The organism is Flavobacterium gilvum, from assembly GCF_001761465.1.
Taxonomy (GTDB): domain Bacteria; phylum Bacteroidota; class Bacteroidia; order Flavobacteriales; family Flavobacteriaceae; genus Flavobacterium; species Flavobacterium gilvum.
On sequence record NZ_CP017479.1, the window covers coordinates 3452997 to 3471877 of the forward strand.

Annotated in this window: 8 protein-coding genes; all 8 read right to left on the reverse strand. The window is 36.5% G+C overall.

What is annotated here, in order from left to right:
* Nucleotides 1–12: 12 nt before the first annotated feature.
* Nucleotides 13–2646 (reverse strand): glycoside hydrolase domain-containing protein, encoded by a 2634-nt coding sequence (locus EM308_RS14125; RefSeq protein ID WP_051877756.1) that lies wholly within the window; start codon nucleotides 2644–2646, stop codon nucleotides 13–15.
* A 179-nt stretch (nucleotides 2647–2825) separates the two neighbouring features.
* Nucleotides 2826–4562, reverse strand: a complete 1737-nt coding sequence (locus EM308_RS14130; RefSeq protein ID WP_081907255.1) for a discoidin domain-containing protein — start codon at nucleotides 4560–4562, stop codon at nucleotides 2826–2828.
* 173 nt (nucleotides 4563–4735) lie between these two features.
* Entirely contained in the window at nucleotides 4736–7018 is a 2283-nt protein-coding gene (locus EM308_RS14135; protein WP_051877755.1) for a carbohydrate-binding protein, read from the reverse strand.
* Between the two features lie 326 nt (nucleotides 7019–7344).
* Complete coding sequence (locus tag EM308_RS14140; protein ID WP_051877754.1) at nucleotides 7345–9630, reverse strand: carbohydrate-binding protein; 2286 nt, start codon at nucleotides 9628–9630, stop codon at nucleotides 7345–7347.
* An 18-nt stretch (nucleotides 9631–9648) separates the two neighbouring features.
* Nucleotides 9649–11046 carry a family 43 glycosylhydrolase gene (locus EM308_RS14145; RefSeq protein WP_081907254.1) on the reverse strand — a complete coding sequence of 466 codons (1398 nt, stop codon included), beginning with the start codon at nucleotides 11044–11046 and terminating at the stop codon, nucleotides 9649–9651.
* Nucleotides 11047–11057: 11 nt separating this feature from the next.
* Nucleotides 11058–13703, reverse strand: a complete 2646-nt coding sequence (locus tag EM308_RS14150) for a glycoside hydrolase family 38 N-terminal domain-containing protein (RefSeq protein WP_035636678.1) — start codon at nucleotides 13701–13703, stop codon at nucleotides 11058–11060.
* A 25-nt stretch (nucleotides 13704–13728) separates the two neighbouring features.
* Nucleotides 13729–16110: a glycoside hydrolase family 36 protein gene (locus EM308_RS14155; protein WP_035636675.1), complete on the reverse strand. Its 2382-nt coding sequence runs from the start codon at nucleotides 16108–16110 to the stop codon at nucleotides 13729–13731.
* Nucleotides 16111–16441: 331 nt separating this feature from the next.
* Nucleotides 16442–18754, reverse strand: a complete 2313-nt coding sequence (locus EM308_RS14160) for a family 20 glycosylhydrolase (RefSeq protein WP_197056126.1) — start codon at nucleotides 18752–18754, stop codon at nucleotides 16442–16444.
* Nucleotides 18755–18881 lie beyond the last annotated feature (127 nt).

Here is an 18881-nt window from a genome sequence, read left to right on the forward strand (position 1 = left end):
TTTGGTTAATTTTTATTTTTTATTTTTTAACAGAATCAAATATCCTTTTTTCCCAGAAATGCTAATTTTATCTAAGGAAGTTAGTTTTTGTTCATTCTGAAAATCTTTTATTTCGGGGATAATTATTTCGCATTTTGTTGGATCTATTCCCAATTTTGACCAATCAACAACTAGTGAAGCATCCTGATCTTTATCTGTCCAATTGGCTACTGAAATAATTGTCTCGTCTCCACCTTTATATATCGAAGCTTTCACCGATGGATTAGCAATTGACACTGGAAATTCTTTTTCCCAATATCCCACCATTATTTTATTTTCTATGTGGTATTTGTCCCAAAATTTCCACAATTCGGATGGCGAATTATTATCGGTCCATCCTGCTCTATTTGTTATTCCATAAACCATTCCGCGCCATGGATTACCGCCGCCTTCTAGCATTTGCCCAGGCAACCCAAATGGAATTCCTGATACTTCTATAAGCCAATGATCTGGCAATCGGTCATAGTTACGTGATTCGCCAATCCACACCAAATCAAAATAAGGAAGCAAATCCATGTAAAGGTTTAAACAACTTGCATATCCTGCCCATCTATGGAAGTGATTCCAACTGTGCAAATCCATTCTTCCCTCGGGACGGTATTGATCGATTATTTTTCTTGCGCGCAACAATGTAAAACGATCTAGTGCCGAATCGTCAATATATACACCGTCAATCCCAATATGCTGAACCATCCAGTCTAATCCTGCGATATAAAAATTGTTGAGACGGCTATCTGGTGTGGTAATAACCGAAAGATCGGTCTCTCCCTTAAACTTTCCTTCTTTTACCGGGTTATACCATGCTGGGATATACTTTTCCCTCATATTTTTGATAAGCCATTCATTCGGCCCTTTCGGATGTAAAGCTTCTGTACGACTTGCATTACCGGGACCCGGATAAATCACTTCGCCATTAAGACTGTTGAAAGCCCAAAATTCGGGAAGGTTTTTTGTTAATTCACGAGTAGTATAATAGAATTTCATCCTCATATTCTCTTTGTGTGCATCGCCAACCAGTTTTGTAAGCGCACTAACATTATCATCCAAATAAGGATAATTGATAAATGGGTAAATATCTTCGGCATGGTGTATGTTGATGATATTGGCACCGGCTTTTTTGGCGTTCTCAATTTTCACCGAAGTATTTGTTCCTCCTCCATGATAATATCTATCTTCAAATTTATTTTTTCTGTTAATTAATTTGAAAGGTGTAATCAGTAATTCGAAGTCGTAGTTGAGTTGCTCCCCTGCCTTCATTTCACGGCTTCCTGAATAGGCATTTATAACCACATCTTGGTTTTGTTCCCCAACATTAACTCCTCCTTTACCTGCATTATTCCATGACGGAGGCATGTGCAACGGATCAAATTCGTAATAAATATTGACCAACGGACGTGTGTAATTTTCTGCCTTCCATTTTACACGAAGACCTCCGTTTACTGCTCCAACCCAAAGCATATCTTGATTTTTGGTTACATCCCATTTCCATTTCCAATCTGGAGTGCGGAATCCTCCTTCTTGACCCAATCCCATCATATATTCGGATTTTTCTTTTGCAACAGGAATCTCGAGTCGGATGTCTTTTACTTTCAAAGGAGACTTTGAAACAAGTTTTAGACTATAATCTACAAAACCATCAAATTCCATTTGTCCAGTACATTCAAGATCACATTCTTTTGAAGTGTTGACCACTTTCCAAGCCACTTTTGAAGCGGTTTGTTTAATAAATGATAATTTCCCTGGAACAAGTTTGACAATCTCCCCATTTTCTTTTTCTACAACAAATCGAAAAGGAGTATTGACAATTGGTTCCCCTTTTTCAACAAAAGACTGGTTTGAAGCTCCAAAATAACTGATTATCGAAGCTGGAAGTCCGTTATCGGCAATTGCAAGTTTACGCCCTAATATGCTGATTGTATTTCCTTCAACCGTAACAGGATTATAGCCTTTGGCGATTTTTTCATCTATTCCTACCGTTGAGTTTAACCAATTAAGTCGAGATAAGCGACGACCTTCATTATATCCATAATCAGTAACAATTTCTCCCGAAACAGTTAGCAAAATAGGGATAATTTGTTTTTTACCATTTCCAGATACCGATACAGAACCGGTATAACTCCCTTCTTTAACTCCCTTCAAATCAATTCCAATCCAAAGTGCCTGTACTCTTCCTGCAGCTACGTTAACTTTTTTTGAAAAAGGTTTTCCTTTAAAATCAACCCCTCCTTTATTGAAACAAGTCATTTTTTTAGCCAAAACAACTTTTCCGGATTTATCCTTTAGATCCGTAAATTCAATCTGAACATCATTAATATCAGTTTTCAAAGCCCATACTCCCAACTGATAAACATAAAATTCTCCAGGTCGTGCAGTCATTGAGAATATCTTGGTATAATTCTCGTCTTTTATTTTGCCTTCGGGAATAGAATCAAACCACTTTATGGGTTGTTCCCGTAATTCTGGAAAAACCACAAAAGCCTTGTTTCTCAGTGTTGTTTCATATTTCTTCAAGGCTGTTTCTGTAAATAGATATTTTGTCGGATTGCCAACAAATGCCAGACCGCAAAAAGCGATTAAGACTAAAGAACTAATTTTTAAAAATTTCATCTCAATATTTATTTTATAATTGGTTTATAAACTTATTCCTTTGTACTATTCTTAAATAACAAACAGTATTAAAAACAAACCATTAAAAGGTTTGTCCTCATTTAACAACTAAGAAATTAAGCAACATTAAGCTTAATAAACTTAATCTCTTAATGGTAAATTAATTTAAACCTTTTGGATTATTTCCCTTTCGTAATTCCACTTTCGTTGAAAGCATCAACTACATAAAAATACTCAGCATCTTTGTCTAAACTCAAAATTGTAGCCGAAGTATCAGAATAAACTTGATGATTCAAATACAATTTGTCTTTTGCCAATCCATACCTCACAATGTAACCCGTGGCATTTGAAACTTTATCCCAAGTCAAAGTTGCTTTTTTCTTGTCGGAATCATTTCTTTCAATTTTAACGTTTACAACAGATTTTGGCAATTTATCATTTCCTCTTCCGAAAATTCGGAAACCGCTTATCGCAAATTTTCCATCAGGCACATTATGATTTGTTATTCTAAAATAACGCCCTTTGACCGATTTTGACAATTCAAAATAATCGTGTGGATAATCATTTGCATTATTACTTTTATCAATCAAAACCTCCCAATTTTTCTTGTCATTCGAATATTCAATTACATATTGATAAGGCTTATAGTCAGCTCTTCCCAGTAGCTCAGTATCTTTATCGGTAAAATTGATTTGGATAGCACGAACTGTATATTCTTTTTCTAAATCCAAACTCAACCATTCCCCTTTGTTGCCTGTTTTGGCACTCCAAAAAGTTCGAATGTTTTCGTCCACCGCATTTTCAGGATTGAAATTTTCTAAAACAGATGAGGTTTCAACTTTTTTGTTATACGAAAGCAACATCCAACCTGTAAATAAATCAGTATTCCCTTTTAGATTTTTATTCGGAATATAATGCGGATAATCAGCCAAATACGAATTGGAATACAAATTATCTTCTTTATCAAAAGCAGCTGGAATTAAGTTGATCCGACGTTCAAACAAATGATAAATGTTTACGCCAACCGTTCCTGTATGCCAATAATTTCCATAATTATCCTGAAATGTATTTCCATGCCCAGCTCCAAAAGCAAATCCTGTTGGTTTGTAAGCATAGGGATTCTGTTTGGCAATCGTGTAAGGTCCTAGCGGATTATCGCCAATGTAAACCGCGTCATTATATTCTTTTCCCTGCAAAGGAGAAGCATACTGAAAATAGTATTTCCCTCTATATTTGTTGAGCCACGCCCCTTCCAGCCAGGATTTTGGAATATTCAATAATTGATCCTCACCTTTGTTTTCCCAGCCGTATTTATCGAGATGCAGACTTACCATCGGTTGAATTTTTCCAATAGGTTCAAAATTGTTTTTTACATCCAATTCGATTCCGTATAATGGCAAATTATCAGCACTTCCATAATACAAATAAAGCCTTTTATCATCGTCTAAAAACAAACAAGGATCTGTGAAACTACTGAATTTATAATTCCTGATGTACGTCCATTTTCCAGATTTTGGATCTGATGTTTTGTACAGTTTTTGACCAGCAGCCATGAAATAAACCTCACCATTCATTTCTACAACAGTAGGCGCATATTCTTCCCAAGGCAAATCATTGGTTGTAATAAAATCCCAAGCGATCATATCTTTTGAATGCCAATAGCCTCCTGATTTTGAAACAAACAAATAATATTCTTTTTTAAACACAAGCATTGTAGGGTCGGCACCTTCACGATAGGATTGTGTACCCGAAATCCATCCCCAATTGTCCTTCTTGATACAAAATCGGTAACTGATATTGATTGGGTTGCAATAAGTTGTTTGTGCATAAAAAGTTGCTGTATAGAATATGAAAACAAGTATCGATAAAATGATTTTTCTTCTTCTTGCTTTTATTTTAAAAAATGATTTATTCATAATAAATTAATCCTATTTTTTGAGCCCATCTGCCCCATTTATTTTGTACTTCTAATTCAAAAATCCTCTCAAGAATCCCCTTCTTTAAATTCGCATTATTTTTGAAAATAAACTGTTTTTCAACTTAATAAATTACTCATTAAAAGAATTTTACATATAATTATTTAAAATTATTATTTAGGCCAAACTTTTACCTCCTGTCTGCCGCTATTGCTAAATTCAATCGGTCCTGGAAATGGGTTCGCAACATTTCGCTTATGATTTAAATAATCGTAATCTATCTTCAAAGAAGAACCATCAGGATTAGTAAATGATTGATTAGGAATTGTCGCTTTATCCAAAACCTGTGTTGAAACTAGTTTTCTCTTGTATTTATTTACCCAATCAGAAGAAACATTCATCGATAAGTACCAGCCATCCGATTTCTGAATAAGTTTAACATCGGGCGAGAATTGCGTGTCTAATAATGCGCCAGTATCGTCTAATGCGGCTTCGGTTCCTTTTGTGAAAACATTCCCATCATATTTTATCGGGAGTTTAGGGTCATTCCATTTTTTTAAGGAAGCTTTGTTTAATAATAGGTTATTATACCAACTCCAATTTCCTCCCTCATTAAGTATTTTTCCCAAAGAAACAGTTTCATGTGGTTTATAATAGTACGTTTTACGTTCATCTTTACCTCCGCCTATAGTACCACTGATAAGATTATGCACATTGGCAATACCCTGTGATTTTTGATAAATACCCTGTTCAGAAAGTAAAATATTGTTGGCCATAAGCAGTGGACCATGATTAACTTCTAAAAATACATCATTCTCAATCGCCCCTTTCGCAGAACCATTGTCATGAAACAAATTCCCAATAACCTGTACTCCCTGAGCTCCCCAGTCTAGCCAAATTCCACGAATGGTACGGTAAATATGGTTATTCCTTATCACCGCATCTATAGCAAAATGTAGTTTGATGCCTGCCTGTTCCCATCCTGTAAATGTTTCGTCTATGCAAATGTCATGAATATCGTTTCCTTCAATGAGACTAAAGGATCCACCACTACAACCTACGATACCAGCCTGACCACATTCATAAATTTGATTGTTTCTAATAGTATGAAAGCCGGCTTCTTCTTTGGTCCATGAGGCATTTTCAAAATAATCTATTAGTTGCTTCTCTGTTTGTCCAGCATTTGGTTCAGGATATACCCTTGGAGGTAATTTTTGATAATGGTGTGCATGTCCGAATGTTGAACGACCAAGCGAAATACCTGAACATCTTGAATTACGAATGATATTGTTTTCTATAACCCATCCTTTTCCCCAACGAGTCCCTATAAGTCCAGGCTGCTCCGCCGATGGTGGAGCCCAATTAGTAGCCGCATTTTCAAGAATAAATCCTCTAACGGTAATATAATTGATGCCTGTTTTATCTGGATAGAATACTTGTGGTCGAACGGAGATCTCAACCGATTCTGTATTGGGGTTTATCCCATTGGGAAACTGTGCCCAGATTGTTGTTTTGCCGTCTGACTTTAATTTAGGGGCTTTAATAACAAAACAAATATTTTGCTTCCCAGAAAGTTTGCGTAATAGCTTGATATTAAAAACAGAATATTTTAACCAATCGCCTGTATTTGTAACATCGGTATATCCTAACAACTCCCCCGAAGGATTTCCTAGGTGCATCTCCACTGTTCCCCCTTTGGCCAATGTAGCAGCCTGAAAAAACAACATATCTGTTCCGGCACCAAAGTCCACTCCATCAAAATGAAGTATTGAGCCGTCCTTCAAATAACCAAAACCCCAGTGATTGTCTACATCAACGGACTGATCACCACCTTCAACCGAAGCTTCTTTCGAAGTCATTTGTTTGCCTCCAGCTGGATGTACCCATTCAAAATTCATTAGTACTGGACCGCCGTTTCCATCTGCTTCGGCATAAAAATAGGGTTTATTCTCTGTAGGTTTAAGAACTTCATAAAGAGAAAATGTTTCTCTGATTCTTTTCCCATTCAAATAAACACTGCCAGTATGATTGGGTTTACCATTTCCATAATACCAACTACCGTAAAGCTGTTCATCAAAGGGATTTGTGGTTCCAAAGAATGAATTTGGCAATGTTAGTTTCCAAGTATCATTTTGCACTTTTTCCCATCCTTTTACAGATTCAGAACCTGTAATGACAACATGTTCGCCGGGAGCTGCCTGATAGGTAATACATTTTTCTTTGGACGTCCCTCCTCGAGGAGGCGTAATCTGTTCGCGATAAATACCGGAATGCACAGTAATCACATCTCCTGGTTTTGCAACTTTGGCGGCAGCCATAATGGTCTTAAAAGGTTTCACTTTCAAACCTTTATTGACATCACTTCCACTGGTTGCTGAAACGTGGTACACTGTTTGAGCTGTTGCCGCTGATGTTACGCAAAAAGCAAATACGATTTTTAAAACTGTTTTTTTCATTATATACCCCAAAATATTTATTCTTAAAACCTTTAACTAGTCCTGAATTAATTAAGCTCCAAAAAACTATTTTTTAAACCTCAATTCCCATTTTACCACTTGACTTTCATTGCTTCTAATAACACCCCTTAACCATCCTTTTTTTGTTTGAGACAAAACTTCAATGCTCGCATTTTTTGGATTACCAATTAATTTTAACGTATCAACTTTCCAAAATCCTCTCAAGAATTCCCTTCTTTAAATTCGCATTATTTTTGAAAATAAACTATTTTTTAATTTTATAAATCACACATTAAAAGTAATTTATATATAATCATCTAGAGTTTTTATTTAGGCCAAACTTTTACCTCCTGTCTTCCGCTATTGCTAAATTCAATCGGACCTGGAAAAGGGTTCGCAACATTTCGCTTATGATTTAAATAATCATAATCTATCTTCAAAGAAGAACCATCAGGATTAGTAAATGATTGATTTGGTATTATGGCTTTTCCCAAAATTTCGGTAGTAACAAGCTTTCTGTTAGATTTTTTCACCCAATCCGAAGATACATTCATAGAAAGATACCATCCGTCTGATTTTCGAACAAGCTTAAGATCTGTATCAAAATCTGAATCATTTAAAGCACTACCGTCAGTTGAAGCAGCGTTTGATCCTTTGGTAAAAACATTACCATCGTATTTTATAGGAAGTTTGGGTTCGTCCCATTTTCCAAGTGAAGCACCCTTTGTCAAAAGATTATTGTACCATTGCCAGTCACCTCCCTCATTGAGTGGTTTACCTACAGATACAGTTCCGTGGGGCTCAAAAAAGTAGGTAAAACGACCGCCGGCACAACGATCTCTACCTCCCGTTATTTTTCCGCCAATAAGATTATGAACATTGGCTACACCTTGCGAACCCAAATTGATAGCATTTTTTGAAAGCATAATATTATTAGCAAAAAGTATTGGCCCATGACATACTTCAACAAATACATCCTCGGTTTCAAGATTATCATGAAAAAGATTACCTACGACCTGCGCTCCCTGAGACCCCCAATCCAACCAAAGTCCGCGATTTGTGTTATAAATATGATTGTCTTTTAAAACAGCGTCAACGGCAAAATGCAACTTGATACCAGCTGTTTCCTCTCCAGTAAATGTTTCTTCTAGACATATATCATGAATATCATTTCCTTCAATAAGACTAAATGCCCCTCCGCTACAGCCTACAATTCCTGTTTGACCACAATCATAAATTTGGTTATTTCGAATAGTGTGAAATCCAGCCTCATCTTTCGTCCATGATGCATTTTGAAAATAATCCAGCAGTTGCTTCTCTGTCTGACCTCCATTGGGCTCAGGATATACACGTGGCGGTAATTTTTGATAATGATGAGAATGTCCAAATGTTGGTCGTCCTAGCGAAATTCCTGAACATCTTGAATTTCGGATAATATTATTTTCAATTACCCATCCTTTGGCCCAACGTGGTCCGATGAGTCCAGGCTGTTCTGCTGATGGAGACGCCCAATTGGTAGCCGCATTTTCAAGTACAAAACCTCTAACAGTAATATAATTAATACCTGTTTTATTCGGATAAAACACCTGTGACCGAACAGAAACTTCTACTGTTGCCGTATTAGGATTTACACCATCAGGGAACTTTGCCCATATTGTTGTTTTCCCAGACGGGTCTAATTTTGGTGCCCTAATAACAAAACAGACATTTTTCTTTCCGGAAAGTTTACGAGACATTTTCAAATTGAAAACAGAAAAAGTTTCCCAGTCACCTGTATTTGTAACAACAGAAGTCCCCAATAACTCCCCCGAAGGCGTATCGAGATGCATTTCTACTGTTCCTCCCTTAGCCAGAGTTGCTGCCTGAAAATCCAAACTATCTGTTCCATCACCAAAATCTACCCCATCAAAATGCAGGATAGAACCATTTTTTAAATAACCAAAAGGCCAGCGATCCGTAATACTAATACAAAGAGCTTGATCACCGCCTTCAACTGAAGCATTCATCGAAGACATTAATTTACCGCCCACAGGACGAATCCATTCAAAATTCATCAAAATTTGCCCTCCATTTCCTTCTGCTTCTGCGTACCAATATTGCTGACTGTTTGTCGTCTTTAGAACATCATCAAAAGAAAATGCTTCTCTTATTCTTTTCCCGTTAAGATAAACACTCCCAGTATGATTTGGTTTTCCTTTCCCATGATACCAACTGCCATAAATCTGTTCATCAAAGGGATTTGTCGTTCCAAAGAATGAATTTGGCAATGTAAGTTTCCAAGTATTATCTTGTACTTTTTCCCATCCCTTAACAAGTTCAGAACCTGTAATGACAACGTGTTCCCCAGAAGCAGCCTGATAAGTAATGCATTTTTCCTTGGACGTACCTCCTCGTGGAGGCGTAATCTGTTCGCGATATATACCAGCATGCACAGTAATGACATCACCTGGTTTTGCAACTTTAGCGGCAGCCATAATGGTCTTAAAGGGTTTCTCTTTCAAACCTATATTAGCATCGCTCCCATTGGTCGCCGAAACGTGGTACTCTGTTTGAGCTGTTGCCGCTATTGTTATGCAAAAAGCAAAAACGATTTTTAAAACTGTTTTTTTCATTTATTCATTTATTAATCCCTATTTATTAAATACAAACCACTCTAAATTACAAAGCGTCATATTTTTTTCTTCTTCTTTATTATTTTTAAAAACCAGAACAAGAGCATGTTTTCCGCTTACGGCTTTAATTTTTGTCGAATGGATTGAGTAAGCAACACTGTCTTTCATTTTCTTCATCTCGCAAGTTCCAATCAACTCGCCTTCAGCTTTATCAAGATGAATCTCTATTATTCCTTCTGCATTATTTCCCCAGGTTTTACAGGTAAAAGAAGTAATTTTTTTATTCGAAAAATCAAAATATCTCCACGTTGCCGTATCGCCGTTATGAATATCAGAAAGGTACTCCACAACAATATCATTTGAGGGTCGACGATCAGTAACATAAACATTTCCAGACATCAAACAAGCACGGGCAGCATCCATTCGTAGAGTTGGATCAATTACTACCCCGATTCCTTGTGTGGTCATTTCTACTTCATTAATAGTTCCATCTGGATTAAAAGTAATTGGTTCAACACAAGCCTTTCTCATAGTTGAACTTGCATGGGTCGGACGGTGATAAAACACGTACCATTCCCCATTGATTTCAGTAATGCAACCGTGATTGTTCTCAAGATTTTTACCGCTTCCAAAATTGTCAATAATCACCCCTCTATAAACATATGGCCCCAACGGACTTTTACTTGTAGCATAAGAGAGCGTTGGGCAAGAACTCACGCCATGTCGCTGATGACTTGGATAAACAAAATAATAAATGCCGTTACGTTTTCGGACAGAACTTCCTTCGTTAAAAAAATGTTTATCGTAAGTAATTATTTTTTCATGGATTTCCCCTTCGATAGTCATCATATCTTTGCTTAATTTAGCCCCTTTTGCATTCCCTTGCCCCCAAAATAAATAAGCCTGTCCATCATCATCAACAAAAATTGAAGGATCAATTCCAAAAGCACCTTTTATTTTTTTTCCTCCAACAAAAGGACCAAAAGGAGAATCTGAAGTAGCCACTCCTTCTACTTCTTCTTTTTTGTCACCATTTAAACAATAATACAAATAGTATTTTCCGTCTTTGTAAATACAATCGGGTGCATATAGAATATTATCTGTATAATCCGTCTGTTTTCCAATCCCTTTTGTAGCAAACGAATTTTGATCCAATTCCCAATTAATCAAATCAGAAGATGACAACACATTATAAGAATTTGAACACCAATCATTTCCCAATTCATCACGAGAACCATACACATACACACGTCCGTCAGGCATTTGTCTTGCTTCAGGATCAGCAATATAAACCCCTGGTGGACATATTGGGTTTAAAATTCTAGCCGCAGGTAACTTGTTTGTTTTTTTATTTTGTGCATTTATGTTTCCAAAAGAGACCAACATCCCTAAAAATAATAAAATAATGTATTTCATAAATAGCTATTTTATCGTAAAATAAAACTTGCTGGAGCAAAAGCATTCAAATCAATTACAAATTGATTTTCCGAAATTTTAATTTCTTTCCCTTGTCTTTCACCCCTTAAATTCACTGCAATTGCTTTTGTTACTTTCATTTCTTTTGGCAAAGTGACTTTTAATTTTCCCGAATTTCCAGCTTGTTCCCAAACTCTCAACAAAGTACCTTGGTTACCGTCTTCATCTTTTCCAAAAGCAGTAACCAAAACTCCTTTTCTTGAAAGTGAAATTCCAGATTTTTCGGCAGGAAGTTTTCCGTTGTTTTTTTCGGAGGCCACTGCCAACAAAGGATAACGGGTTTCAAAGGAATTCACAGCAATATTCTCTGTAATTTTTTCATTTTTATTTACAGTCCAAACTCTCACACTATTGCTAAACGAACCTTCCGTCCAATACGGAAAATTGGTATTCCACATATTGTTGTACAAATTCACAAAAGCCGATGCTTGTTTTGGAAAATAATCATATGAATATTTCCACAAACCCGGTTCACCAAAACTCAAAAGAGGCGAATCAATAGCGCAAATTCCCATTCCGGTACCGTCTGGGGAAACCATATCAGTTGCTGTATTAACACCGTACAAATGGCGATTTCCTCCCACAATTTGGTCTTTTGCCAAATCGATTGCCCCACCAATTCGTCCTACAATAAATTTTGGGTTTTCAATTTTAAAAGGAAAACATAGCCAACCACCTTCCGGAATCGTATTGGCTTTTTTATTCAATATATCCCATTTTACATCAATGTAATTTTTATTTTTTGGAAAAACAAAAGTCAAAGAAACTGCCTCGGCTACACCGGAAACATTTGTTGAAGTCAATATAATTTTGTCTTCCAAAATAGAGCTTTCTTGTTTGATTCTCCAATCTGAAGCCACAATTACTCCATATTTGGCATCTTTAGGCATATTAGGCTTAATTGTTGCATTGGCCGCATTGTTCATCAGGCAAAAACGATTGTAGTAATCCATCACTTCATTTTCAGAGAAATTTTCATGTATAAATTGCCCAAAAACATAGTTTCCCTTTTGTTCAACCAATTCTTTTCCTGTCGATTTGTCGATTAATGATGTTATTCCACCTTTTACTAAATCAAATTTCACTTTGAAAAATGCCGTTTCAAAATCGGTTTTCCTTTCCGATTCTTTCATAACTGATTTCACGTCTCCTATAGTTTTATAACCACACGCAGGGACATTTTCAGCAAAATACTTTTCGCCATTCAACTCCACAAAACCAGATCTTGCCCAAGGAAGTGGATTAAAAACCACGATGCTTTTTCCGTCTGATGGAATAGATTTTGCCAATAATTCCAAATTTTCTTTGATTCCTTTATTGACAATCGCTTCTGTTTTTCGGATGTAATTTCGGTGATCTTCAAAACTCGATTCAAACTTTTTGTAATAACCTTCTTTTCTTGCTTTTTCAAAGTCTTGACCATACAAATAGCGTTCCGTTCCTCTATTTATCCCATCCATCGAGAAAAATCCCCAACCCGGAGTCATGCCTCCCCAAGTATGCTCTCCAAACAAAGTGCTGTTTTCATAAGCCACAGCCAAATCTTTTGAAATATCTGGAGCCGAAACACCCCATAATTTTACACTTGTATTTAAAATTTCAAACGCAGATTCCAGCGGACGAATGTTTCTCGCTGTTTTGGTCTCTACAGGCATTGCCATGACACCTTGAATCCAAGGATCTACCATATCGCCACGAATTACAGGGATTTCAAGATTCTCAGCCAAAACTGCTTTTGTAAATTCATCCATCGTACCAAGATGTAATTTGACTCCAGATACTTTTGCCACTTCTGCACGAACTCTAGCCACTTCTTTGGCTGAAGGTGGACCTTCATTATCATGAGTCATGAGCACCGCTAGATAATTTTTTGCTGGCCATCCAGTAGGTGGCACAATTTCTGAACCGTAATGAGGTGTATAATTACACAATATACGAGATCCATCTGGACCTTCCCACCAAAACAATTGAGGCAATAACACCGGACGATCGGAGTAATTGCAGCCAATTTGAAGAAATTTGACTCCTGCATGATGCAAAAGAGTTGGTAACAACCAACTGTGCGCTGGTACATCTGTCATTTTTGCTGAAATAGCCAAAGGAAGCTTATAGTCTCTGGCGATTTTTGATGAAAACCATAAACTTCTGACATAATCTTCCAACTCGAAAGCGTCTGTATGCATTGAAGCAGGCAATGCATGAACTGCAAATGTTCCTTCATGTAGTGCTTCTCCAATTCTAGCCCTTCTTTCAGGCGTTTGCATTGGCCCTAAAATTGCACCATACATGGGCCAGCCCGCTATAGTCCATTTAAAACGTTCCTCTTTTGGCTTCAATTTATCTGCATCTATCAATTTGAAGGCATTATCCATCATATCTTCTCGATATTTTTTGAAAACCTCCTCAGCTGACATGGTGTATCCTAAATCACAGTGAGTTTTAAAAACCACCCAAATATCTTTGACCCCAGGCGCTTTTTTTCCCGGTAATAAATTCGAAGCCGGTGCAGGAACAGGTATTGGCGACTTTGGAGCAGGTTGACCAATCGACTTTGAAAAAATCAACAATACTGACAATAGCACTAACTTTTTTCTCATTTTTATCTGATTATTTTTTAAAAAACTATTTTTTAAACCTCAATTCCCATTTTACCACTTGACTTTCACTGCTTTTAATGACAACCCTTAACCATCCTTTTTCTGTTTGTGGCAAAACTTCAATGCTTGTATTTTTTGGATTACCAATTAATTTTGCGGTATCAACTTTCCAATTCGCACCATCATTCAATCCCGCAATACGCAGCTCATAAGTATCTCCACCTATAATCTTGCTAGATCCCGAAAGACTGTTCCCTTTCCATTCTTCTTCAACCAAATCAATCATTCCTTGGGTTACATGCTGAGAAGTCGAAACTACGATAGGATGATTCGTTTTGGCTCGAACAGCAATAACCTTACAGGATTCTGCCGGCAATTCTTCAGAAACAACGCTTGAAATATCATTTATTGGCTTATTTTCCCAAAAATCAAAAGCATAATAATCCGTTTTATCTTTTAATCCTATCCAAGCTGTTTTACATTCTATTTTTTGAGGAGTTAAATCCCAATTATATAAACCAATTACATTTCTTTCAGTTCCCGATTTTGAATCGGAAGCAAGCCAAACAGAAGGCAATGCTTTCTCAAAGCCATCTACTGGACGAGCGATTCCTGTATGCGATTCCATACAACGTTTCATAATTTCAAGTCGGTCATTAGGTAAATCCGGAAGCCAGTCACTGCTTAGGAAAAATTGACCAGAAACAGCAACAAATGAAGGAAGTAATCTCGCTCTGCTAAGCGCTCCTATCCCAGTACAACCACCGTCTGCGGTAGAAGCTCCTTTCTCTCTCAAAACTGATGGATCTGGATCATTCCACCAAATTCTTCCGTTCAAGAAATAAAGTCTAGAAGCACGAATTGGTCCTGTTCTAATACTCTGCCCATCGTGGTTGTAATCTGGACCTATTCGCATGGCATCTACCAATCCGATGGAAGCACCAAAGGATCTCATATTTTGACTTACACAACAACCCGATAAAAACACCTTACCGTCAGTGGCTTTTCTAATTAACTTCAACCCGTTACGAAATGCCTGTATTTGGCTTATAGAAGGATCATACAAGAGTTTATAATTACCTATACTGTCGTTTTTATAACCATCATTGATATAAACCTGCTCCGTAACCGTTCCCGTATATAAACCATCCATTTTGAAATAATCATACCCCCAACCTTGTAGTGTTTTTGCAACATAGGACACATGATTCTGCACCTCTGGATTGGTTAAATCCAATGAAGTTCCTCCCCATTTGGTTTCATAAGGTTTTCCATTGGTGCGATAAGCAAACCAATTTTGTCTGTCTTTGTATTCTGGATCCTGATGATTTCTGGAAAATGGCATCCACCAAATCCCTGCTGAAAAACCTGAATCTTTAATTGCTTTGGCTGTAGCCGACATTCCATTGGGATATCCTCCTTTTGGATTGACACGATCAAAACCACGACGAGGTCCATTATAATGCCCTCCATCCTGCCATTCATCATCTAGCTGGATTACTCCAAGTCCATAAGGTTTCAATTTTGAAGATGCAAATTTTGCCAATTCAATAGTAGAGGCTTCACTTCCCGCTCCCCCATTTTTTTCGGAATACCAACTGCAATATACCGCACTGCGTTCACGGAGTTTAATTTTGTTTTGTTTTGCCAATAAATTTGCAAATTGTTCTTCTCCCAATCGGGCATCATCAAAATAACCGATTACTAATGTTTCTGCAACTTCGCTTTTTCCGGTCGGTATTCTAAGATGACCGTAATCAATCTGAGCTTTTATTTCAACCAAATTCTTATCAATTCCAGAAAACAAAACACCACTTCCTTTTTCATTGGTTAACCACCCTGCAACCACACCGTTTCTGGTAGAGGGATCTACTGTGGTAAGAAAAACATAACTTCCCGGATTTTTATCGGCTTCAAGCAACCCGCCTGTTCCTAATGTTTTTAATTGAGTTGCTTGTTTTTGCAAATCGACCGAAAAAACTACAGGATTCAATTTTTGAATGTCCAAAATATCTTTTCCATTGTTTTTTACAGTTTGAGTCACAAACAAAAAAGGCACTGAAGGATAAAGCGAAAATGAGAATTCACCACCATCGATAGCGCTAACAACTAATGCGTTTCCATTACCAAAAATGGGACTAACCATTTTCTTATTTGTAACCGTCTTGATTGTTCCGTTAGGAATGACATTTTTCAAAAATGTTTTTCCGTTAGACTTGTAGGCTACTTCCAAATTTTTTGATTTTGGATTATAGCTTACAACAAGAAAGCTATTATCAATTTTATTTTGGGTTTCATAAACCGCGTCATACTTATTCTTTGTTTCATTATTTTCAAATCGCAATTTTGCGCTGAAAACAGATCCTGAAACAATTAATGCAATTCCAATAAATAATAGTTTCCTCATTTTGTTACTATAATAAAATTCATTTTAACTTATATAATTTCAATTATTCGAATTAATTAATTCAAGTTGCTAGTTAATTGATTTGTTCAATTGCAGTCCAAATACAAATAAGGTCAGTTTTATTAGAAAGGTTTCAAGTGTAACTGCATAGATTCCAAAACTACCTTGATATTGACTCCAAAATGAATACAATCGTCTTTTTTTGGGTAGAAATCGTCTTTTTTTGATTAAAATATTTATAAATCATTAACTCCAAAACAATTAACTTCTCCTATGTTTATTATGTTATCCAACTAGCAACTTGGAATAATCATTAACCTAATCCTTTCTTTTAATCTTCTTCCTTTATGCCTAGAATTTGAGTCTCTGACAAAATATGGTTGAATACTTTCAAATCTTTCATTTTTCCCACAAAAGAATTTTCGCCATCACCAATACTTTTTAGAGGAAAAAACAAGGTTTTCATGACATAAATCGAATCGGTTTTATTACCGGTAGCAACTCTTTGTCTGGATAGTTTTTTTGCTAATTTTCCATTCAAATACAAGGAAGTCGAATTGTTATCTCCCGAAATCGCAACGGCTGTCCACTGATTTTCCGGAATTGAAACACCAAAATCATAATCCTTCCCTTCGTGCGAAAAACCGATATTTGAAGTACTTCCTTGTTTCAATTTTACGACAGCATGATTTGATTTAAAAAGTACCGAATTGGCAGTATTGTTTTGCGACGGATTAATTTTGAAACAAACCGTATAATTATAACCTATTTCGTTAACGGGAAGATTGGTAATACTTTGTTTATTTTCAAAATTAAGGACTTTTCTATTTTCCTGTTTTTTGAATGAAGCATTACTATTCACTTTTAAACTCTTGTCCTTACCATCCAATTTATAATTCAAAACCAATTTGTTCTCACTTTCAATCTTTCCTCTCAAATTGATACTTGGATCTTCGTTTATCATTTTGGCTTTGGCCGAAAAAACAGTAAACGGAACCGATTCGTCTTTTCCACTCCACATTTTTTCACTCAAAACCTGAAGAGCAGGAAAAACCCTATCGGTGACATCCTGAGCCGTAATACCATTTTTGGCAACATCATTCCAAACCGCAAACATTCCGCCTCTAATAAACGGATCCCCCATCTTGAACGTAATTTTCCCAATATTAACAGGCTCCCAATTTTCATAGATTTTTTTCAAATTCAGATAATCGTAATAATAACCTGCCGCTGGAACGATATAAAGCCAACCGTCAGGCGTGCTGATTAACGGATATCCCAAAGCTTTCATCTTGATTGGATCGGCATAACCATTGTACCATGCATTCATTGTAACACCCTTGTTGGTAACGGGAGTAACCCCGTCAGCATGTGTCAATGCTCCCCAAACACGTACTTCTTTACCAAAAGTTTGCACATATTTTATAAAATGATCCGTAAATTTCCGAAAAGATTCTGCCTCTTTTTTGTTATACTCATCCGTCCCGATATGGATTTCTTTACCTCGAAAAACCGGATTATCACCTTCGAGATATTCTTTGAATACCTTTTCGATAATTGTGTAGGTTTCGGGGTTATTGATATCCAAATGGTCTTTTCCGTATGCAGCACTCGCAATTTGAGGAAATGCCTTGGTAAAAGCCAAAGAATGAGCCGGAACATCAATCTCAGGAATAATTGTGATTCCGTAATTTTCGGCTAGGATTTGTAAATCGATAAAATCTTTCTTGGAATAATATTCCCCTGGAGTTGGTAAATTTGGGAAAGTTTCATTTTCCAATCGGAAACCACTGTAAGTCTTATCCCAATCATTATCAAAATGTCTTGCAAATGCATTATCACTGAGATGCAACTGAAAATCCCCCATTTTGTAATAGGACATCAACTTGACATAATCGCGTATGAAATCGAGTGTAAAATATTTTCGCCCAAGATCTATCACAAATCCACGAACTTCATATTTGGGGTAATCTCTCGTAATTCCTTTAGGTAAAAATGAGTGCGATTTATCATTTTCCAAAAGCTGCAAGATTGTTCGGGTTCCCCAGAAAGCACCTTTGTATTGTGCCGCATTAATCATAACAAAATCCTGAATGGTCAACAAATAACCTTCATTTCCTAATTCGTCAAGATTTCCATTCAATGTTAAAAAAATATCACCTTTTTTGGGTTTCCCAATCAGAACTTTGGGTTTTATCAAAGCTATTTTTTCAATATCTGATTGAAAGATTTTTGCAGATTTCATCAATGAAGAAGCACTTTTTTCATCAACAACAATTCTTGACTGATTAGTCAATTTAAACTTTCCTTCATACCCAAACCATTCTCTCAAAGAAGGAATCACAAACGGTTTTTCATTTATTCCCGAAGTCGAATGTTCGCCTTGAACTTTTACAGGAATAGGGATTTCCATTTGTGAACCATCGGCAACTTTTGTGGCTTTAAAAAGCAAATTGACCTTCATCTCATTCAATGGCACAAACACAGTCCCAGACTTGGAAATAACCGAAAGATTATCTGAACCTATCAATTCCAAGGTGAATCCATCTGGATTTTTTGGCATCTGATATTTTGTTTGCCCTTTCAGAAGTGAAGTCGTAAAAATTGTTTTTTCATGGACAAACAAAGAATCTGATTTGCTCATTTTACTTTGTGCAAACAGACTTCCGAACGTGAAAAAAAATCCCGCTAAAAAAAGATTTTTATTAAAATTCATTGTAAAAAAATTAATTCTGCCTTTGGACAGAGTATTATAATTGAAACCAATATGA

Coding starts and splice junctions, on each gene's coding strand:
- EM308_RS14125 (WP_051877756.1), bottom strand. CDS start 2,646: ATGAAATTTTTAAAAATTAGTTCTTTAGTCTTAATCGCTTTTTGCGGT.
- EM308_RS14130 (WP_081907255.1), bottom strand. CDS start 4,562: ATGAATAAATCATTTTTTAAAATAAAAGCAAGAAGAAGAAAAATCATT.
- EM308_RS14135 (WP_051877755.1), bottom strand. CDS start 7,018: ATGAAAAAAACAGTTTTAAAAATCGTATTTGCTTTTTGCGTAACATCA.
- EM308_RS14140 (WP_051877754.1), bottom strand. CDS start 9,630: ATGAAAAAAACAGTTTTAAAAATCGTTTTTGCTTTTTGCATAACAATA.
- EM308_RS14145 (WP_081907254.1), bottom strand. CDS start 11,046: ATGAAATACATTATTTTATTATTTTTAGGGATGTTGGTCTCTTTTGGA.
- EM308_RS14150 (WP_035636678.1), bottom strand. CDS start 13,703: ATGAGAAAAAAGTTAGTGCTATTGTCAGTATTGTTGATTTTTTCAAAG.
- EM308_RS14155 (WP_035636675.1), bottom strand. CDS start 16,110: ATGAGGAAACTATTATTTATTGGAATTGCATTAATTGTTTCAGGATCT.
- EM308_RS14160 (WP_197056126.1), bottom strand. CDS start 18,754: ATGAGCAAATCAGATTCTTTGTTTGTCCATGAAAAAACAATTTTTACG.